The following is a 20,432-nucleotide window of genomic DNA, read 5'->3' on the forward strand; positions in this document are numbered from 1 at the left end:
TAGCCGACGGCACCGGCGGTCTTCGCCGGTGCCAAGCGGGCCGTCATGTTCCCATTAGGCACATGACCGTCTACTATCTGCATGGGCGTGAGGGCGGGGGCGGGATGAGCGTGCGAGATCCGGAACCGGAGTCGGAGAGGTGATCGAATGAGCCCTCGTTCGGCCGGCAGAAGAGTCTTGGCCCGGGTCTGGATGCCTCTGGTCGCCGTCGTCGCGCTCGGTGTGGGTGGGGTGGCCATGTGGAAGGTGCACGAGTTCTCCAATCCCCCGCCCGTCATCACCGTCAATCAGCCGGCGGCACCGCCGGAGTTCAGTATCAAACGGCTCACCTATGAGTTGTTCGGCTCCGTCGGGCAAGGGGGGATGCTCGTCTGGGTGGACATCGACGGGCATCCGCATCAGGTCAATCTCACGACCTTGCCGTGGTCGCACACGGAGGCGACCACACTCACCGTAGTGTCCGGCAGCATCTCGGCGCAGGTTCATGGTGGTGAAGTCGGCTGCCGGCTGCGGGTGAATGGCGTTGTCCGCGCTGAACAGTCCGATACCCATCAGGATGCACATGTCTTTTGCTTGGTGAAATCCGCATGAGCGAGCATCGGGCGGAGCATCGGATAAGACGCCCCTTCGTCCCCAGAATGGTCCGCATCCTCGCGATACCGATCATCGGCTTCTGGGCCCTGCTCGCCGTGTCGACGAACACCTTCATGCCGCAGGTCGAAAGGGTCGCAGAGGAACTCGCGGGGCCGGTGGTGCCGCACTACGCGCCGTCGCAGCGGGCGTTGCTGTCCATCGGCGCGAAGTTCCACGAGTCCGATTCGACCAGCTTGGCCATGATCGTGCTGGAAGCCAACCGGCCATTGGGCGATGCGGATCATCAGTACTACGACGATTTGATGCGCCGGCTCAACCAAGACCCCAAGCATGTGCAGTACGTCATGGATCTGTGGGGGAAGCCGATCACCGCGGCCGGGGCGCAGAGCCTCGACGGCAAGTGCGCATACGTGCTGTTGCGTCTCGCGGGCGATATCGGCCAGATGCAAGCGAATGAGTCCGTTGCCGCCGTCCGGGACATCGTCGCGAAGGACACGCCGCCGCCCGGGCTCAAGGTCTACGTCAGCGGCGCGGCCCCGCTTGCCTCGGACACGGTGGCCATTGCGAATTCGAGCCTGAACGACATCACGATCGTGACGATCTTCCTCATCATCGGGATGTTGCTGCTGGTGTACCGCTCCATCGTCACCCTGTTCGTGCCCTTGGCCGGCGTTCTGTTCGAGATGCTGGTCGCGAAGGGGGTTATCGCAACCCTCGGGCATCTCGGGTACATCGAACTCTCGTCGTTCGCCGTGAACATCGTCGTCGCGCTGACCCTGGGAGCGGGGACGGACTACGGCATCTTCCTGATGGGCCGCTATCACGAGGCGCGACACGACGGCGAAAGCAGGGAGGAGGCGTTTTACACCGCATATAAGAGTGTCACGCCCGTCATCCTCGGCTCGGGGCTGACGATCGCGGGGGCATGCTACTGCCTGACTTTCGCGCGACTCAACTACTTCCACACCATGGGGCCCGCCGTCGCGATCAGCATGCTGTTCACGATCGCGGCGGCGCTGACTCTCGGCCCGGCCTTCTTGACCGTGGGCAGCCTTTTCGGGCTCTTCGACCCAAAAAGCAAGGCCAAGGCACACCTGTATCGGCGGATCGGGACGAGCGTGGTCCGGTGGCCGGTGCCGATCCTCTTCGCCAGTGCCGCTGCGGTCATGCTCGGGGCGATCTTCGTGCCGACGTACCGCCAGAACTACGACGACCGTCAGTACCAGCCCCACAATGCCCCCGCCAATCTGGGCTTCCAGGCGGCCGATCGGCACTTCCCGAAGAGCAAGCTGTTCTCCGAGATGCTGATGATCGAGTCAGACCATGACATGCGGAACTCGGGTGACTTCATCTCATTGGACCGCGCGGCCAAGGCTCTCGAACGCCTTCCCGGCGTCGCGATGGTGCAGAGCATCACCAGGCCCATGGGCCGAGCTTTGGAACATGCCACCATCCCCTACCTGTTCACCACACAAGGCAGCGGGAGCGGTCAGCAGCTCCCGTTCAACCAGCAGCAAAACGCTAATACCAACGAGCAGGCACAGATCACGACGCACACCGTCGCGGTCCTGCGGAAAGAGATCGACTTTTTCCAACAGATGTCGGACGAGCTGCACAAGACAGTTGTCACCGTCGAGGACCTGCAAAAGATCACCGATCAGATGAATCAGCAAATCTCAAATGTCGACGATTTCTTCCGGCCGATCAAGAGCTATTTCTATTGGGAGCGCCACTGTTTCGACATCCCCATTTGCTGGACGTTTAGATCCCTATTCGATGCGCTCGACAATATCGACCATTTGGCCGCCGATATCAACGATACCAAAACCTCCCTCGAGGCCATCGACAGGATTTTGCCGCAAATAATCACGCAGCTGAAACTCACGGCCGACGACTCGGAGGCCCTGGCCGCTCTTTTGGTCAGCACCTACGGCCAGTCCTCTCTGCAGTCCACACAGACCGACCAGACATTCTTCGACCAGGTCAATGTGGGGCTCGACTTCGACCAGTCCCGCAGCGACGACTTCTTCTACATCCCGCACGAGGGCTTCGACAACGACGACGTCAAGACCGGCATGCAACTGCTGATGTCGCCGGACGGCCAGGCCGCTCGGATCATCGTCACCCACGAGGGGGACGCCAATGGCCCGGAAGGCGTCCAGCATGTCGAGCAATTCCCCACAGCTATAACGGTGGCGCTCAAAGAGACGTCGCTGGCCGGCGCGAAAGTTTATATCGGCGGTTCCGGCGCAACCAACAAGGACATCAAGGAATACGCCGCGTCCGATCTGCTTATCGTGGCGATCGCCGCCTTCGTGCTGATCTTCCTGATCATGCTGTTCCTCACAAGAAGCCTGATGGCAGCCTTGGTAATCCCCAGCACGGTGGCCTTCTCCTACGCCGGGGCGTTCGGGCTCTCCATACTCGTCTGGCAGCACCTCATCGGCCTGCCGCTGCACTGGCTGATATTGCCGCTCACGTTCATCATCCTGGTGGCGGTGGGTTCGGACTACAACCTGCTGTTGATCCTCCGTGTCAAAGAGGAGCTGCACGCCGGAATCCACACCGGCCTGATCCGCGCGCTCGGGAGCACGGGCGGCGTGGTGACGTCGGCGGGTCTGGTGTTCGCGTTCACTATGCTGGCGATGCTCACCAGCGACCTGCGGACCATCGGTCAGGTGGGTTCCACCGTGTGCATCGGCCTGCTGCTCGACACGCTGATCGTGCGGTCGTTCGTGGTGCCGTGCATCCTGCGAATCCTCGGGCCGTGGTTCTGGTGGCCGACCCTGGTGCGTTCCCGCCCGCTACCCCAGCGCTAGCCAATCCGGTTGCGGCGCAACGTGTTCGACCCTCAGAACTCCTTGTGCGGCACGTCGGTCACCAGTCCGCCGTCCATGACGAACTCGCTGCCGGTGGCATACGACGACTCGTCGCTGGCGAGAAACAGCACGAAGGTCGACACCTCGTGCGCCTCGCCCGGGCGGCCCAGCGGGACGGTGACCATGTCTTCGGGCAGCTTGGCGGTCATCGGGGTGCGGATGAAGCCGGGATGGATCGAGTTGACCCGGATGTTCAGCGGCGCCAACTCCAACGCCGCCGACTTGGCCAGGCCACGCACCGCCCACTTCGACGCCACGTACGGGTGCACGGCCGGGGCGCCGCGCAGACCCTCGATCGACGACACGTTGATGATCGAGCCGCTCCCGGCCGCGGTCATCGGCTCGACGGCGGCGCGCATCCCCAGGAAGGTGCCGGTCAGGTTGACGTCAATCACCTTCTGCCACTTGGCCAGATCGAAATTCTTCAGCTGCCCGAGGGCGACGATGCCGGCGTTGTTCACCAGCACGTTGAGCTTCCCGAACTCGCCGGTCGCCGTCGCGACGGCGGCGTCCCACTGCTCCGGTTGTGTCACGTCGAGGTGCACGTAGCGCGCGGCGTCACCGATGTCGTCGGCCAGCGCCTTGCCCTCGTCGTCGAGGACGTCGCCGATCACCACCTTGGCGCCCTCCTGGACGAGCAGGCGCGCGTGTGCGGCGCCCATCCCGCGGGCACCGCCACTGATGAGTGCAACTTTTCCGTCTACCCGTCCCATGTGGTCGGGGCTCCTTTCGGTGAGGGGTGATCGACTAACTCGCCACGAGATCGCTTGGCGCGTAAAGACCTTTACCGCTGACCAGCGGCAGGTCGAGCGTGGTCCGGATGCCCGGCGGCGCCGCGATCACCGCCGGGACGGCGTTGACGATGCGCCCGGCGGCGCCGGCGATCGCGGCGTGGTTGTGGTCGCCCTTGCGACTGCTCGGGACGATGTCCACGGCGTAGGACGGCTCCCCGGTGATCTCGACGCGGTACGAGCCGCCGCCCGAGGCGGGTTGCGGCCAGTCGGGTCGCAAATCGGGGCGCAGGCGGGTGATGTGCTCGATGACGACGGCCGGGCGGCCGTCCACCATGCCGCGGATCTCGAACTGCAGCGCGGCCACGGTGCCCTTGGCGACGTGGCCCACGGCGATGTCGAAGTCTTCGGGCGCAGGCTCGCGCTGGTAGGACTCGGCGATCTCGTCGATCTCGATGCCCAGGCCGGCCGCCAGCTGACGGATCGCGGTGCCCCAGGCGATGCTGAGCACGCCCGGTTGCAGCAGCATCGGCACCTCGTCCAGGGGCTGCGCGAACCCCATGTAGTGCATGACCTCGGCGCCGTTGTACGACGCGTAATCGTGGATCTCCATGCAGCGCACCTGCTCGACGCGCTGGCAGGTCCCGGCGAGCGCGAACGGGATCAGGTCGTTGGCGAATCCCGGGTCGACGCCGCTGATGAAGATGCTCGCATTGCCTTGCCGGGCGGCGTCTTCCACGCGATTGATGTACTTGTCGGGCATCACGCCCCACGGGTATTGCAGCAGCCCGGGCGAGGACCCGACGACGTTGATGCCGGCGGCCAGGATGCGCATGACGTCGCCCATGGCGTCGGGCAGCCGGGTGTCGCCCATGGCGCAGTAGACGACGCACTCGGGCCGGGCGGCGATGACGGCGTCGAGGTCGTTGACGGCGGCGACGCCGGTCAGGGTGGGGGCGTCCAGGCCGACGCCGCACAGCTCCCCGGCGTCCCTGCCCACCTTCTCCGGCGTCGACACGCACACGCCCGTCAGTTCGAACTGCGGGTTGGTGATCAGTTCGGCCAACGCCAGCCCTCCGACATTTCCGGTACCGACGTGCGCGACGCGGATAGCCATGAGAGTCTCCGTCCCTTGAACGCTCACAAACTTTTCTAGACACTAGTCCATGACCCTCAAGGCGCCTACCGGGCCCGACCCGGGTTTGCGCGGACGGAATGGAATCGCTTATGGCACAACGCGCGGATGTCCAATTCACCTCGGGCGACGACCGCGTCAGCGCGTGGCTCTACCGCCCCGCGGGCGACGATCCCGCGCCGCTGCTGGTGATGGCCCACGGCCTGGGCGCGGTGCGCACCATGCGGCTGGACGCCTACGCCGAGCGGTTCAGCGCGGCCGGCTACGCCTGCCTGGTGTTCGACTACCGCAACTTCGGTGACAGCGAAGGGCGGCCGCGGCAGCTGCTCGACATCGGCATGCAGCTCGCCGACTGGGCCGCCGCGGTGGCCTACGCCCGCACCCTGGACGGCATCGACCGAAACCGGATCGGCTTGTGGGGCACGTCTTTTGGTGGTGGGCACGTGATCGCTACGGCGGCCCGGCTGCCGGGTATCGCGGCCGTCGTGGCCCAATGCCCGTTCACCGACGGCGTCGCCTCCGCGCGCACGCTGAACCCGTCGGTCGTCGCACGCGTCACCGCTCGAGCGGTGCGCGACGTCGTCGCGGCCCGTCTGGGCAAACCGCCGGTGATGGTCGCCACGGCGGGCAGGCCGGGCGAGGTCGCCCTGATGAACGCGCCCGACGTGTACCCGGGCTACATGAGGCTGGTGCCCGCGGGCCAAACCGTGCCCAACGCGGTCGCCGCCCGAATCGGGTTGAAGGCCATCGCCTATCGCCCGGGCCGCCTCGCCGCGAAGATCGGCTGCCCCATCCTGTTCTGCGTCTGCGAAACCGACTCGGTGGCCCCCGCGGCGCCGACGCTGCGCTATGCGGCCAAGGCTCCGCGCGGTGAGGTCAGGACGTATCCCGACGGGCATTTCGCGATCTATGTCGACGACGCGTTCGAGCGTGTTGTCGCCGACCAACTCGCCTTTCTCGACAGGCACCTGAAGAAAGCGTGAGCGTTCTTACTCCGTTTGACTCCGCACAAACTTGCGCGAAACGCCGGATTTCCCGGCGGGACGGTTCTACCCTCTGTCAGTACCTAATACCCACGGTTGCGGGTAAGTCCCGTGTGGGCCGGGACGGGGTCGCGGCCCGTGGGGAAGGACGGGGAGATGTCGTATTTGTTCACCGCCGCCCCTGAGGCGCTGGTGTCGACGGCCGCCGATGTGGAAAGCATCGGCTCGGCGATTCGCACCGCCGGCGCGAATGCGGCGGGCCCGACGACCGGCCTGCTGGCCGCGGCCGAGGATGAGGTGTCGGCGGCCGTCGCGAATCTCTTTGGCGCATACGGCCAGGAATACCAAGCGGCCGTCGCGCAAGCCGCGGCGTTTCACGCCGAGTTCACCCAGGCCCTGGCGGCCGCGGCGAACACCTACGCGCAGGCCGAGGCCGCCAACGCGGCCCTGATGTCTCACGTCTCGAACGAGCTGTTCGGGCAGGCGCCGGTCGCCGGCAGCTCGGGCGGCGCGTTGACGTCGATCATGAAGTTGGCCTCCGGGGACCCGCTTTATGCGTTGATCATGGGCGGCACCAATAACCCGCTACCCGACGCCGACTATGTGGCGGCCATTTTCAACTCGTACATCAGGTCCAATCCCCTGTTCTCGTCGGCCATCCCGCAGGGCCTGTTCACCCCGGAGCAGTTCTGGCCGGTGACCCCGCAGCTTGGCAATATGACGTTCGGCCAGTCCGTCGCCCAGGGCGTCGCGATCCTGAACAATGCGCTGCTCAATCCCACCACCGGGGTGCTCGCGCAGGGAAATAGCGCCCTCGTTTTCGGCTACTCGCAGAGCGCCACGATCGCCACCAACGAGATAGCCGCCCTCATGGCGGCCGGCTCGCCCTATCAGGGCCAGCTGTCCTTCATGCTGGTCGGTAATCCCAATAATCCCGTCGGCGGCATTCTCTCGCGCTTCCCCGGCTTCTACATTCCGTTCCTGGATGTGGCATTCAACGGCGCGACCCCGCCGAATTCGCCATATCCGACCACGATTTTCACGGCCCAATACGACGGCATCGCCGACCTGCCCCAGTATCCGCTCAACGTCATCTCGGACCTCAACGCCTTCATGGGCTACTTCTTCGTGCACAACACGTATCCGCTCATGACGGCCGGCCAGATCGCCAACGCCGTGCCCCTGCCGACGTCTCCGGGCTACACCGGCACCGACTACTACATGCTCATGACCCAAAACCTGCCGCTGCTGGACCCGATCCGCGCCATCCCCTATGCCGGTCCCCCGATCGCCGACATCTTCCAGCCCGATCTGCGGGTGCTGGTCGACATGGGCTATGCCGACTTCGGCCCCGGCCTCAACTATGCGAACGTCCCCACCCCGGCCGGGCTGTTCTCGATTGGCAACCCGTTCACGATCATCCCCGACCTGGCCCTGGGGGCCGTGCAGGGACCCTATGGCGCCGCGGTGGAAATCGGGGTGGAGGCGGGGTTGTTGTCGCCGTCCCTGTTCCCCAACGCCTACCCGTGGGTCCCCTCGATCGATCCGGGATTGAACTTCTTCCTCGGCCAGCCGAGCACGACGCTGCTGTCGGTGCTCAGCGGTGCCGCCGGGGACGTACTCAAACTCATTCCGCCGGTGTTGAATTGATGCAGCCTGTCGCGGCCGGTGCGTGGTGGGCCCGCGTCGCGCGTCAATTCCCAGGTGTCACATCGGTCACTGGCCGGTCGGCATACACCGATGTGCCCACCTCAGCGCGACAACCAACCGCGTTTGTCGCTCGGAGGCGGGCGCAAGAGTATGTGCCCGCCGCGCCGAGACGCACGTGACGCGTGTGACCACCACGAGGTGACCCGGCCTGCCCGGGGTTGCGGGCCACCGCACAACAGCGACGCCGCGGTGGTTCACTTTCCCTGAATGAGGTGGCACACCAGCCTATTTCGCGAGTGACCGGCCGGGGCCGCCCAAGGCCCAGCGAGCAACGCCCTCAGGGCCCGAGCGGGGAATGCTGCCGGATCGACTCGTCGCGGATCAGACCCCGCAGCAGCGCGGTGCTGAACTCGGCGGCGATCTCCTTGGCGGTGCGCCGTCCGCTCGGCCGCAGCCAGCGGTAGCTGCCCAGCGTCATCCCGATGTAGCCCAGGGCCACGACGTGGGAGTCGCATTCGTAGAACTCGCCGCTGGCGATGCCGCGGTCGATGAGCCCGTGCACGTGCTCGTAGACCTGAGCCTCCTTCTCGCGGACCTCGGCGACCTGCTCGCTGGTGAACCATTCGGTGATGTAGGGCTGCTCCTGGAAGTAGACGGCGGCCCGCTCGGGATTGGCGGCGATCCCGGTGAGCAGCCGGACCGTGTATTGGTACAGCGCCTCGCGGGCCGTCCACGACGGATCGTCGTGGACGGCGGCCAGCGTGCCCTCGGCGGCCTGGCGGTAGATGTCGAACAGGATCAGCGACTTGCTGGCGTAGTAGTGGTAGACGGTCGCCTTGTTCAGGCCGATCACGTCGGCGACGTCGTCCATCCGGGTGCCGTGATAGCCGCGGGCGGCGAACAGTTTGGTGGCAACGGCCAGCAACTCATCGCGGCGCGTCAACCCGTTCTCGGATGGCATCGGTACTCTCTATCGTCACTGCCGGCGGGGGCGGATGGACCCCGGGCGAGGCTAATTATCAATCAACTGGTTGGACAGTTTAGGCATGATGCCGGGTGTCGCGGCGACTCGGATCGGATTAGACTCGTCTGACGGCCTAAGTCGCGACCTTAAGGGGTGGACAAATGGATCCGAGTCCGGACTACGACATGAGCGACGAGATCGAGTTCTTCTTCAAGTACGTCCCCTGGGGTCTGCGCGGCGTCGTCGACGGCAACGGGTACCCGCCGCAGGCCTACCCGCCCGTCTAAAGAATCGGCGAGACCACGTCAACCGGCCCGACGCCGGTTATAGGGCCTTGAGTTCCTCGGCGACCTCCGTGACGGATTTCTTGGCATCGCCGAACAACATCGTGGTGCCCTCGGCATAGAACAGCGGATTGTCGATGCCGGCGAAGCCGGAGTTCATCGACCGCTTGAGCACGATCACCGACCGGGCCTTGTCCACATTGAGGATCGGCATGCCATAGATCGGGCTGGACGCCTCGTTGCGGGCCGCCGGGTTGGTGACGTCGTTGGCGCCGATGACGATCGCGACATCGGTACGGGCGAACTCGTCGTTGATGTCGTCCATGTCTTTCATCGCGTCGTAATCCACCTCGGCCTCGGCCAGCAGCACGTTCATGTGCCCGGGCATCCGGCCGGCCACCGGGTGGATCGCGTACTTCACCGTGACGCCCTTGTTCTCCAGCAGCGACGCCATGTCCTTCACGGCGTGCTGGGCCTGCGCGACGGCCAGGCCGTAGCCCGGAACGACGATCACCTGGTTCGCGTAGGCCATCTGGATCGCCGCGTCGGCGGCCGACGTCGACTTGACGTGCTTGTCGCCGCCGCCATCGCCGCTGGGGGCCACGCCGCCGCCGCCGAAACCACCCGCCACGATCGCGGGAATGGACCGGTTCATCGCCTTGGCCATGAGGTTGGTCAGGATCGAGCCCGACGCGCCGACGATCATGCCGGCCACGATCATCGCGGTGTTGTTCAGCGCCAACCCCGCCGCGGCGGCCGAGAGCCCCGTCATGGCGTTGAGCAGCGAGATGACCACCGGCATGTCGGCGCCGCCGATGGGCAGCACGACCATCAGGCCCAGCACACCGGCGGCGGCCAGCAGGCCGATCATCCACCACAGCGATACCCCACCCGTGCCGGGATGCGCGTGCAGGCCGATGACCACCGCGGCGGCCACCGCCGCGGCCAGCAGCAGCAGGTTGACCGGTTGCTGGGCCTTCCCGAAGCCGATCGGCGATCCGGAGATGATCTCCTGCAGCTTGCCGAACGCGATGATCGATCCCCAGAACGAGATCGACCCGATGATCGCGGCGAACAACGACGCCACCACGATGTGCACCGTCGGCGACTCGCCATGCTGGAAGGCCGAAAACCCGGTGGTCTCAATGAATTCCGACAACGCGATGAGCGCGACGGTGCCGCCGCCGACGCCGTTGAAGAACGCCACCAGCTGCGGCATGGCGGTCATCTTGGTCAGCCGGGCCGGCGGGACGCCGAGCACGACGCCCACGACGAGGCCGGCGACGATCAGCACCCATTGGTCGGTGTGCCGGATCTTGACCAGCGTCGCGCCCACCGCGATGGCCATGCCGACCGCCGCGATCAGGTTGCCGCGCACCGCGGTCTTGGGCCCAGTCAGGCCCATCAAGCCGTAGATGAACAGCGCGAACGAAATGATGTAGAGGACGGTGACCAGGTAGCTCATTTCACGGCCTCGTCCGACTTGCCCTGCGGCACAGGCTTTTTGCCCTTGAACATGCCCAGCATCCGGTCGGTGACGATGAATCCGCCGATGACATTCAGCGTGCCGAACACCACCGCCACAAACAGGATGATCTGCACCGCGAGCGACGGGTGCTCCACCGCGCCGAACACCACCAGCGCGCCCAGCACCACGATGCCGTGGATGGCGTTGGTCCCCGACATCAGCGGCGTGTGCAGCGTGTTGGGCACCTTGGAGATCACCGCGAACCCGACGAATCCGGACAGCACCAGGATCGCCAGGTTGGCCAACAGCTCGTCGTACATCGGGGAGTCCTTACTGTCCGCGTTCACGGGTCACGCAAGCCGCCGCCACAACCTCGTCGTCAAAGTCCGGGGCCAGCTCGCCGTCCTTGATCAACAAGTCCAGCAGCGCCGTGATGTTCTTGCTGTACAGCTCGCTGGCGTGCTCGGGCATCGTCGCCGGCAGGTTCAGCGGCGCGGCGATGGTGACGTCGTGCTTGACCACCGTCCGGCCCGGTTCGGTGAGCTCGCAGTTGCCCCCGGTTTCCCCGGCCAGATCCACCACCACGCTGCCGGGCTTCATCGCCTCGACCGCCGCGGCGGTCACCAGTCGCGGCGCGGGCCGGCCCGGGACCAGCGCCGTGGTGATCACCACGTCGAATCCGCTGATGGCTTTTTCCAGTTCCTTTTGCTGCTGGGCGCGTTCCTCGTCGGTCAGCTCGCGGGCGTACCCACCCTCGCCGGACGCGTCCACTTTGTTCAGGGAGCCGACGTCCAGCCACCGCGCCCCCACCGACCGCACCTGGTCGGCCACCTCGGGACGCACGTCGTAGCCGGACGTCCGCGCACCCAGCCGCTTGGCCGTCGCCAGCGCCTGCAGCCCGGCCACGCCGACGCCGAGCACCAGCACGGAGGCCGGCTTCACCGTTCCCGCCGCCGTCGTCAGCATGGGAAAGAAGCGGGTCGATTCCGAAGCCGCCAGCAGCACGGCCTTATACCCGGCGACGTTGGCCTGCGACGACAACGCGTCCATCACCTGCGCCCGCGAGATGCGCGGGATGGCCTCCAGCGCGAACGCCTGCACCCCCGCTTGGGCGAGCGCGCCGATCGAGTTGTCCGCGTTGCGCGGCGCCAGGAAGCCGACCAGCGTCTGCCCGCTGCGCAACCTGGCAACCTCGTCCGCCGTCGGCGGCGCGACCTTGACGACCACGTCGGCGGCCCACGCGTCCCCGATGCTCGCGCCGGCCTCGGTGTAGAGCTCGTCGGGAAGCAGCGCCCCTTCGCCCGCGCCGGATTCGACCACCACCGCCAGACCGCCGTTCACCAGCGACGCGACTGCCTTCGGGACCAGCGCGACGCGTCGCTCACCCTCCCCGGACTCGCCGACCACCCCGACCGTCGTCTGCGGACCTGTCATGGCGCGTACCCTACCGGCGTCACCAGAGCGGGATATCCTGGCCGCGCTCCGACGCCGGCCGGGGCCCGAAGTAGCGGCGCTCGGATTCGTCGATCGGCACGTCGTTGATGCTGGCCTCGCGGCGCGCCATCAACCCCGACGGGGTGAATTCCCACAGCTCGTTGCCGTAGCTGCGGTGCCACTGGCCGGTGTGATCGTGGCACTCGTACTGGAACCGCACCGCGATGCGGTTGTCGTGGAAGTCCCACAAGCTCTTGCGCAGCGCATAGTCGAGTTCGCGCTGCCACTTGCGGGTCAGGAACGCCACAATCTGGTCCCTGCCGACGATGTGCTCGCCGCGGTTTCGCCAGTGTGAGTCCGGCGTGTAGGCCAGGCTGACGCGTTCGGGGTCGCGGGTGTTCCAGGCGTCCTCGGCGGCCTGCACCTTCTGGGTTGCTGTTTCGAGCGTGAAAGGCGGCGACGGGGGGCGGCTTTCGGTCATGACGCCCATCCTCCCCCGCGAGCAGACACAGAATCGCCCAAAACCACGGGTTTTAGGGCGATTCTGTGTCTCACTCGAAAATGTGGTGACCCGAAGCGGGTGAGTCGCTGGCCCCTGGTGTTAGGCGACTTCGGTGAGTGGTTCGAGGATGACGTTGTATCCCAGGGCTTCGAGCTGCTTGATGGCGTTGGCCTTGGTCTTGCTGGGGTGGTGGCGGGTGTAGTAGCCGGGGCCGGGGTCGCGGTAGAAAGCGCCGTTGATCAGCATGTTGTAGGCGTCGGTGAGCATCTTGTGTTCCAGGGCGACCAGGGCGATCATGCCCGCTGGTGAGCTGTGCTGGGCTTTGGTTCTGTTCCTGCGTTTTGGCTGGGGTGGGCGGCTGCCGGCGATGCGTCGGTAGCGGGCGTTGTAGTAGGTGTCTTTGCTGCGGGCCGCCGAGGGCCGCGACCCCGAGGGCGGCTTTGAGGTAGCGGTTGCCCGCTCGGGTGGCCGCTGATTTGACCCGGCCCGCTGATTCGTTGCAACCGGGCACCACCCCAGCCCACGACGCCAGGTGCGCCGCAGTGGGAAACACGCTCATGTCCGCGCCGGTCTCGGCGATGAACACATCGGCCACGATCGTCGAAAAGCCCGGGATGCTCATGAGTAACTCCCGGATGGCTTGAAAGGGTTGGATCGCCTCCTCGATGCGTTCATCTAGGCGGGCGACGTCGGCGTCGTGGGCGTCGATGCGATCCAGATACAACCGCGTCATGAACGCGTGATGGTCGTTAAACCGCCCGCGCAGCGCCTCGGTGAGCGCGGGGATCTTCTCCCGCAGCCGTTGTTTGGCCAGATCAGCCAGCACCGCCGGATCGCGCTGCCCGGCGATCAGCGCCTCGAGCATCGCCCGCCCGGAGACCCCGACGATGTCAGAGGCCACCGCCGACAGTTTGATCCCGGCGTCTTCGAGCAGTTTCTCTAGCCGCTGAATCTCCTTGGTACGCGCCCGGGTGATCATGGTGCGCGCCCGCGTCAGATCGCGTAACTCCCGAATCGGCTGCGGCGGCACGAACGAGGCGCGTACCAGCCCGTGTGCGCCCAGGTCAGCCAGCCACATCGCATCCGAGACATCGGTCTTGCGGCCAGGCACATTACGCACCGCCTTAGCGTTGGCCAAGATCACCGGCAGCGCATCTTCAAGCAGGTAGTAAAACGGCTTCCAATAATCCGACGTCGATTCGATCACCACACAGCTGACCTGCTCAGCCAGCAGATGCTCGCGCAACGCCAGGATCTGGCTGGTGGTCGAACCCACGTGCTCACCGTCGTCGTGGTGGCGCGCCGACCCTGACCCTGAACCCGGACACAGACCTTGGCGTCCTTCTTGGAAACATCAAGGCCTGCACACCGCCGATGGACCACCTCCATGATCAATCACCTCATCATCTAGAACCTGTTGTTAATCAGCGTGTTCCGGGAAGAGTGAAAACAAACAGGAGTCTCACTCGCGTGCTCACAGGCAACAAACCACGGCCCCCGCACAACCACGGGGTACCCTTCGTCCCAAGCTGCTCGGCGTGCTCACGACAACACAGACGCAACGGGATCCACCGAAACACCCCTCCAGCGTCAACCCCGCCAGCACGCCAAGCAACCACCTAGCCACGCCGAACGACACCACCAAATTTTCATCCCCCACGGCGGGGCCTCAGCCCCCCAGATAGCTGCTCGCGCCACATTGCCCGCGCTGCTCGCGCCACATTGCCCGCGCCGGCGCATCGCACGTGCCCTATCGTGGCGGACATGGACTTCGCGATGTCGGCCAAGGCCAGCGACTACCACAAGCGACTGTCCGACTTCATGACCGAGCACGTCTTCGAAGCCGAGGCCGAGGCCGACAAATACCGCCACGAAGCCGGCCCGCACGACCACACCGTTCCGCCGATCATCGAGGAACTGAAAACCAAGGCCAAGGAACGGGGCCTGTGGAATCTGTTCCTGCCGGCGGAGTCCGGCCTGACCAACCTGGAATACGCCCCGCTGGCCGAGATCACCGGCTGGAGCCTCGAACTCGCACCCGAGGCGCTGAATTGCGCGGCACCGGACACCGGCAACATGGAGACCCTGCACCTGTTCGCCACCGACGAGCAGCGCGAGCGGTGGCTGCGGCCGCTGCTGGCCGGCGAGATCCGCAGCGCCTTTTCGATGACGGAGCCCGCCGTCGCCAGCAGCGACGCCCGCAACATCGAGACCACGATCGTGCGCGACGGCGGCGACTACGTCATCAACGGCCGCAAGTGGTGGACGTCCGGGGCGGCGGACCCGCGCTGCAAGGTCCTGATCGTGATGGGCCGCACCAACCCCGAGGCGGCCAGCCACCAGCAACAGTCGATGGTCCTGGTGCCGATGGACACCGAAGGCGTGACGGTGGTCCGCTCGACGCCGGTGTTCGGCTGGCAGGACCAGCACGGCCACTGCGAGATCGTCTACGACAACGTCCGCGTGCCGGCCACCAACCTGCTCGGGGAGGAGGGCGCCGGCTTCGCGATCGCCCAGGCCCGGCTGGGGCCGGGCCGGATCCACCACTGCATGCGCGCGCTCGGCGGGGCCGAACGCGCGCTGGCCCTCATGGTCGACCGCGCGCGCAACCGGGTGGCGTTCGGCCGCCCGCTGGCCGAGCAGGGCGTCGTGCGGGAGTCAATCGCCAAGTCCCGCAACGAGATCGACCAGGCCAGGCTGTTGTGTGAGAAGGCGGCGTGGACGATCGACCAGCACGGCAACAAGGCCGCCCACCTCCTGGTCTCGCAGATCAAGGCGGTGGCGCCGCAGGTGGCCTGCGACGTCATCGACCGGGCGATCCAGGTGCACGGGGCCGCCGGCGTCAGCGACGACACGGTGCTGGCCCGGCTGTACGGCTGGCATCGCGCCATGCGGATCTTCGACGGTCCCGACGAGGTGCACATGCGGACCATCGCGCGCGCCGAAATCGGCCGCGAGCAATCCGCGCTCGCCGCGGCGGTCACCGCGCATGGCTGAGGCTGCCGTCCGGAAACTGCCGGGCGCATGGAACTTTCGCGACGTCTCCGAAGGCGCCGCGGCGCTCCGCCCCGGGCGGCTGTTCCGGTCCAGCGAGCTGAGCCGGCTCGACGACGACGGCCGGGCGACGCTGCGCCGGCTGGGGATCACCGACGTCGCCGACCTTCGCGCGACGCGGGAGGTCGCCCGGCGCGGCCCGGGGCTGGTTCCCGACGGCGTCCAGGTCCACCTGCTGCCGTTCCCCGACCTCGCCGACGACGAGCAGACCGACGGCGCGGCCCCGCACGAAGAGGCATTCCAGCGGCTGTTGACCGGCGAATCCGACGGTTCCGACGAATCCGTCAACGCCGCCGCCGCCCGCTTCATGGCCGACGAGTACCGGCAATTCCCGACACGTAACGGAGCCCAGCGCGCGCTGCGCCGCGTCGTCACGCTGCTGGCCGCGGGGCGCCCCGTGCTCACCCATTGCTTCGCGGGCAAAGACCGCACCGGCTTCGTCGTAGCGACGATCCTGGAGACGATCGGCATCGATCGCGACACCATCGTCGCCGACTTCCTGCACAGCAACGACGCCGTGCCCGAGCTTCGGGCGCGAATCTACGAGATGATCCAGCAGCGCGGGGACACCGAGCTGACCCCGGAAGTGATGACCTTCACCGAAGCCCGGCTGTCCGACGGGGTCCTCGGCGTGCGGCCCGAATACCTTGCCGCCGCCCGCAAAACGATCGACGAGGAATTCGGTTCGCTGGGCGGCTATTTGAGCGACGCGGGTATCACGGCGGCCGACGTGGAAAAGCTGCGCGGCGCGCTGCTCGCCTGAATGGGCGTGCCGGAGAATGCCCGGCCGGCCGGTGTCCCGAACCGCCACGGCCGCAACGGATTCTGCGCGGGGCGGCGCCGGGCGAATTGCCACGCGTCGCACTGAACAAAACATATAGTGCAAAACGGCAACAAGAACCCGCGATCGCTCTAAGCTAGCGGGGTGCCGGTTCCAGCGATGCGCCGGGTCATCGGCTTGGCAGCGTCGTCGATACCGGCACGAGAGTGCCTGCGTCCGGAAGGGAAAATCCGATGACGAGCTTGATCACCCAGCCCCAGATCTTGGCGACGGCCGCAGCGGACGCTTCTGCGATCGGCTCGGCGCTCAACGAGGCCAGGGCCGCCGCCGCCGGCCCGACGACCGGCGTGGTGGCGGCGGCGGAAGACGAGGTGTCGGCCGTCGCGGCGCAGTTCTTCGGCGCGTACGGCCAGGAGTACCAGGCGCTGCTGCAGCAGGCGACCGCATTCCACGACCAGTTCGTTGCGACACTGGCCGCCGCCGGAAACGCCTACACCCAAGCCGAAGCCGAGATCGCCGGCACGCTCGGGCTCGGCGGCGCCACGGCCAACCCGGTATTCGCCGCGGTGACACAGGCGGCGGACCCGGCCGTCGTCGCCAACCTGATCATGACCGGCAGCGGCACCGCGACACCGTCGATGGCCTACCTGCAGAGCGTCGCCGGCCTCTACTTGCAGAATTTCACGGGCCCCCTCCAGGCCGTGTCCACGGCCGAGGGCCTGTATCCGTTCACCGGCGTCAAAGACCTGACCCTGGACATATCCCTGGCCCGCGGCGTCACGGAGCTGAACAATGCGGTGATCGCGGCGCTGGGAACCGCCCCCACCGCGAACGTGGTTTCCATTCTGGGCTATTCACAGAGCTCGATCATCGCCTCGCTGGAAATGCCGAAGCTGCTCGCCGAGGGCTACAACTCGTCGAACGCGTTCTTCACCCTGCTCGGTGATCCGGCCAATCCCAACGGCGGCCTGCTTTCGCGCTTCCCCGGCCTGAGCCTCCCGAGCCTGGGTGTCACGTTCGGCGCCTCGACGCCGAGCAACGATTTCCCGACCACCATCTGGACGCTCGAGTACGACGGCTTCGCCGACTTCCCGCAGTATCCGATCGACTTCCTCGCCGACCTCAACGCGCTCGCGGGCATTGTGTTCGTGCACGGCACCTACCCGCACCTGACGCAGGCGATACTCAACACGGCCTTCCAGCTGCCGCAGTCCGGGGCCCCCTCCATGACCACCTACAACATGATCCCCACCGCGAACCTGCCGCTGCTGGACCCGCTGCGCGCGATCCCGGTCATCGGGAACCCGCTGGCGGACCTGATGCAACCGGACTTGAAGTACCTCGTGAACTGGGGCTACGGCAACCCGGCGTACGGCTTCTCGACCGGACCGGCCGACGTGCAGACACCGTTCGGGTTCCTGCCGCCGCTGAGCGCGACCACCGCCCTGGGGCCCGACTTGATCAGCGGCGCACAGCAGGGATTCGGCGCCTTCGTCGGCGACCTGTCCGCCCTGACGCCCGCGTCGCTGCCCGCCCTGTCCAGCCTGCTTCCGGGGGCCGCGGCGGGCGGTGGCGCGCTGGCCCTGCCGGCCCCGGCGTCGATTCCGTCGACGATCAACGGCATCATCTCGGGCATCCAGTCGGCGAACAGCAACATCGTCGGCACCCTGACGACCGACTTCTCGACCGCCTACGCGACGCTGCTTCCGACGGCGGACATCGCGACGGCCGTCGCCGTCTCCCTTCCGTCCTACGACGTCAACCTGTTCCTGAACGGGATCACGCAGGCGATCAACGGCCAACCCATTCAGGGGCTCATCAACGCGTTCGGCAACCCCATCGCGGCCAACGTCGGACTGACCACCCTCGCGGGCGGCTTCGAGCTCATAACCCTCGAGAACGCGGCCGATACAATCTTGACCGGGACGCCGAACCCGGGCCCCAACTGACCGCCATCTCCGGTCGCTGACCACCATAGGGAAAACCCCGCCGTCCTGAAGGGAATGGCCGATGACGGGCTTGACTGTTCAGCCGCAATTGCTGGCCGCGGCCGCGGCGGACGCCTCGGAAATCCGTTCGGCGATCGCCGCCGCCCAGGCGGCCGCCGCCGGACCGACCACCGGAATGATGGCCGCCGCCCAGGACGAGGTGTCAACGGTCACCGCCGCTTTCTTCGGCGCGTACGGGCAGGAGTATCAGGCACTGCTCCAGCAGGCGACGGCGTTCCAGACCGCATTCGTCGAGGCGTTGCAGTCGGCCGAAGCCGCCTACACCGGCGCCGAGACCGCGGCGTCGAACGCGCTGGGTCCCCTGGAAGCGAACGTCTTTTCGCTGCTCGGCGGCACCACCGCGGCGGTGAGCGCGACGCGGGTCGCGGCCCCGATAACCCAGGCGATGTCGAGCGCGGCCGCGACCGTCACCGTCGTCATGGGCGCCAGCGGATACCCGATACCGGCGCCCGATTACATCAACCAGCTCACCATGTTGTTCGTCAAGCCCTTCTACACCGTGGGCACCGCGATGGGCCTCGCCACGCCCGAGGGCCTGTATCCGCTCACCGGCATCAAGGACCTGACCCTCGACATCTCACTCGCCCGAGGCCTCACGATCCTGAACAACCAGATTCAGTCGTTGGTCAGCTCGGGCACCAACACGATCAACGTCTTCGGCTACTCGCAGAGCGCCATCATCTCCTCCCTGGAGATGCAGATGCTCAACCCCACCAACACGCCGGGCGGAAGCCTGCTGCCCCCCGGTGTCGGCCTGAACTTCTCGCTGATCGGTGACCCGGCGAACCCCAACGGCGGCCTGCTCTCACGCTTCCCGGGCTTGAGCCTGCCGAGCCTGGGCCTGACGTTCGGCACCGCGACTCCAGACAATTCCTTCCCGACCAAGATCTTCACGATCGAATACGACGGCTTCGCCGACTTCCCGCAATACCCCATCAACTTGCTGTCCGATCTCAACGCCTTTATGGGCATCGTGGCGTTGCACGGCACTTACCCGTATTACACACTCGATCAGATCAATTCGGCCATCCAGCTGACGAACACGGTGGGCAATCCGCTGACCCAGTACTTCATCCTGCCAACCCAGAATCTGCCGCTTTTGGATCCGTTGCGGGCGATACCGGTCATCGGCAATCCCGTCGCGGACCTGGTCCAACCCGATCTGAAAGTCCTGGTCGACCTCGGCTACGGAAGCACCACCCAGGGCTGGTCGCCCGGCGCGCCCAATGTCCCCACTCCGTTCGGGGTGATCCCGCCCGTCAGCCCGGGAGCCGTGCTTGCCGCTCTGGCCGGCGGCACCCAGCAAGGAATCGGCGCCTTCACGGGCGACATCAACGCCGGGATCGCCGGGATCCCGTCGCTCTCGCCGCCCAGCCTGGCCTCGATAGCGGGTTCGATCGGGACCGGCGGGGCCTATTCCCTGCCCGCGGGGCTGGCGTCGGCGCTGTCCTCGCCCGACAGCTTCATCGCCTCCCTGCAGTCGGCCAACAGCCGGATCACCGACGCGCTCACGGACGCCGGCTCGACGGCCTATGCGACGCTGCTTCCGACGGCCGACATCGCGACGGCTTTGTTCACCTCCGCCCCGTCCTATGACGCCAACCTCTTCCTGGACGGGGTGCAGCAGGTGATCAATGGCGATCCCACCGGGGGACTGACCTATGCGTTCGGCGCCCCGGTGGCCGCCGACGTCGCCTTGGCCACGCTCGCAGGCGGTTTCGAATTCCGCGTCTTCGAGCACGCGGCCGACACGATCGTCGCCGACTTGAACAGCCTCGCCTAAACGGCACCCGTCGGGCCTTGGGCGTCTCCCGGGTCAGAACGAAATAGGCTGGGTCACCTCGTGGTGGTCACATGCGTCACGTGCGTCTCGGCGCGGCCGGCACATACTCTTGTGCCCACCTTCGAGCGACAAACGAGGGCGGCTGTCGCGCTGAGGTGGGCACATCGGTGTATGCCGGCCA

General features: G+C 66.5%; 16 protein-coding genes and 1 pseudogene. 9 read left to right on the top strand and 8 right to left on the bottom strand.

The window, feature by feature from the left end:
* Positions 1–147 precede the first annotated feature (147 nt).
* Both G6N25_RS08785 and G6N25_RS08790 read left to right on the top strand, forming a co-directional pair.
* A complete protein-coding gene (locus G6N25_RS08785) occupies positions 148–591 on the top strand; it encodes an MmpS family transport accessory protein (RefSeq protein ID WP_083076625.1) in 444 nt (147 codons plus the stop codon).
* Positions 588–3,413 (top strand): MMPL/RND family transporter, encoded by a 2,826-nt coding sequence (locus tag G6N25_RS08790; RefSeq protein ID WP_083076622.1) that lies wholly within the window; start codon positions 588–590, stop codon positions 3,411–3,413. The genes G6N25_RS08785 and G6N25_RS08790 overlap by 4 nt, the downstream gene beginning before the upstream one ends.
* A 32-nt stretch (positions 3,414–3,445) precedes the next feature.
* On the opposite strand, the gene G6N25_RS08795 is transcribed toward G6N25_RS08790, so the two are convergent.
* The gene (locus tag G6N25_RS08795) at positions 3,446–4,186 is read right to left on the bottom strand and encodes a glucose 1-dehydrogenase (RefSeq protein WP_083076619.1); all 741 of its coding nucleotides are present in this window, start codon (positions 4,184–4,186) and stop codon (positions 3,446–3,448) included.
* Between the two features lie 34 nt (positions 4,187–4,220).
* Positions 4,221–5,321 (bottom strand): NAD(P)H-dependent amine dehydrogenase family protein, encoded by a 1,101-nt coding sequence (locus G6N25_RS08800; protein WP_083076615.1) that lies wholly within the window; start codon positions 5,319–5,321, stop codon positions 4,221–4,223.
* A gap of 110 nt (positions 5,322–5,431) precedes the next feature.
* Here G6N25_RS08800 and G6N25_RS08805 point away from each other — a divergent pair, with 110 nt between their 5' ends.
* Together G6N25_RS08805 and G6N25_RS08810 are read left to right on the top strand one after the other, a co-directional pair.
* Entirely contained in the window at positions 5,432–6,322 is an 891-nt protein-coding gene (locus tag G6N25_RS08805) for an alpha/beta hydrolase (protein ID WP_083076613.1), read from the top strand.
* 156 nt (positions 6,323–6,478) lie between these two features.
* Positions 6,479–7,972 carry a PE family protein gene (locus G6N25_RS08810; RefSeq protein ID WP_083076610.1) on the top strand — a complete coding sequence of 498 codons (1,494 nt, stop codon included), beginning with the start codon at positions 6,479–6,481 and terminating at the stop codon, positions 7,970–7,972.
* 337 nt (positions 7,973–8,309) lie between these two features.
* Here the strand turns inward: G6N25_RS08810 and G6N25_RS08815 are convergent, their stop codons facing one another.
* Positions 8,310–8,933 (bottom strand): TetR/AcrR family transcriptional regulator, encoded by a 624-nt coding sequence (locus tag G6N25_RS08815; RefSeq protein WP_083076607.1) that lies wholly within the window; start codon positions 8,931–8,933, stop codon positions 8,310–8,312.
* A gap of 164 nt (positions 8,934–9,097) precedes the next feature.
* On the opposite strand from G6N25_RS08815, the gene G6N25_RS08820 reads away from it, so the two are divergent.
* Entirely contained in the window at positions 9,098–9,223 is a 126-nt protein-coding gene (locus G6N25_RS08820) for a hypothetical protein (protein WP_142272835.1), read from the top strand.
* 37 nt (positions 9,224–9,260) lie between these two features.
* On the opposite strand, the gene G6N25_RS08825 is transcribed toward G6N25_RS08820, so the two are convergent.
* The 5 genes and pseudogenes from G6N25_RS08825 to G6N25_RS08845 all read right to left on the bottom strand — a co-directional run bounded on the left by G6N25_RS08825 (position 9,261) and on the right by G6N25_RS08845 (position 14,013).
* Entirely contained in the window at positions 9,261–10,685 is a 1,425-nt protein-coding gene (locus G6N25_RS08825) for an NAD(P)(+) transhydrogenase (Re/Si-specific) subunit beta (RefSeq protein ID WP_083076603.1), read from the bottom strand.
* Positions 10,682–11,008, bottom strand: coding sequence for an NAD(P) transhydrogenase subunit alpha (locus G6N25_RS08830; RefSeq protein WP_083076695.1), 327 nt, complete (start codon positions 11,006–11,008; stop codon positions 10,682–10,684). The genes G6N25_RS08825 and G6N25_RS08830 overlap by 4 nt, the downstream gene beginning before the upstream one ends.
* 10 nt (positions 11,009–11,018) lie before the next feature.
* The gene (locus tag G6N25_RS08835) at positions 11,019–12,122 is read right to left on the bottom strand and encodes a Re/Si-specific NAD(P)(+) transhydrogenase subunit alpha (protein WP_083076600.1); all 1,104 of its coding nucleotides are present in this window, start codon (positions 12,120–12,122) and stop codon (positions 11,019–11,021) included.
* 19 nt (positions 12,123–12,141) lie between these two features.
* Positions 12,142–12,603, bottom strand: a complete 462-nt coding sequence (locus G6N25_RS08840; protein ID WP_083076691.1) for a nuclear transport factor 2 family protein — start codon at positions 12,601–12,603, stop codon at positions 12,142–12,144.
* Between the two features lie 120 nt (positions 12,604–12,723).
* Positions 12,724–14,013 (bottom strand): annotated as a pseudogene (locus tag G6N25_RS08845) (IS110 family RNA-guided transposase).
* 387 nt (positions 14,014–14,400) lie between these two features.
* Between G6N25_RS08845 and G6N25_RS08850 the strand changes: the two are divergent.
* The 4 genes from G6N25_RS08850 to G6N25_RS08865 all read left to right on the top strand — a co-directional run bounded on the left by G6N25_RS08850 (position 14,401) and on the right by G6N25_RS08865 (position 20,251).
* Entirely contained in the window at positions 14,401–15,621 is a 1,221-nt protein-coding gene (locus tag G6N25_RS08850) for an acyl-CoA dehydrogenase family protein (RefSeq protein ID WP_142272521.1), read from the top strand.
* Positions 15,614–16,441, top strand: a complete 828-nt coding sequence (locus G6N25_RS08855; RefSeq protein ID WP_083072897.1) for a tyrosine-protein phosphatase — start codon at positions 15,614–15,616, stop codon at positions 16,439–16,441. The genes G6N25_RS08850 and G6N25_RS08855 overlap by 8 nt, the downstream gene beginning before the upstream one ends.
* Before the next feature lie 251 nt (positions 16,442–16,692).
* Entirely contained in the window at positions 16,693–18,408 is a 1,716-nt protein-coding gene (locus G6N25_RS08860) for a PE family protein (RefSeq protein WP_083072898.1), read from the top strand.
* 61 nt (positions 18,409–18,469) lie between these two features.
* On the top strand, positions 18,470–20,251 hold the full coding sequence (locus G6N25_RS08865) for a PE family protein (protein WP_083072899.1): 1,782 nt from the start codon (positions 18,470–18,472) through the stop codon (positions 20,249–20,251).
* Positions 20,252–20,432 lie beyond the last annotated feature (181 nt).

Origin of the sequence: Mycobacterium heidelbergense, from assembly GCF_010730745.1 — a bacterium.
GTDB lineage: Bacteria > Actinomycetota > Actinomycetes > Mycobacteriales > Mycobacteriaceae > Mycobacterium > Mycobacterium heidelbergense.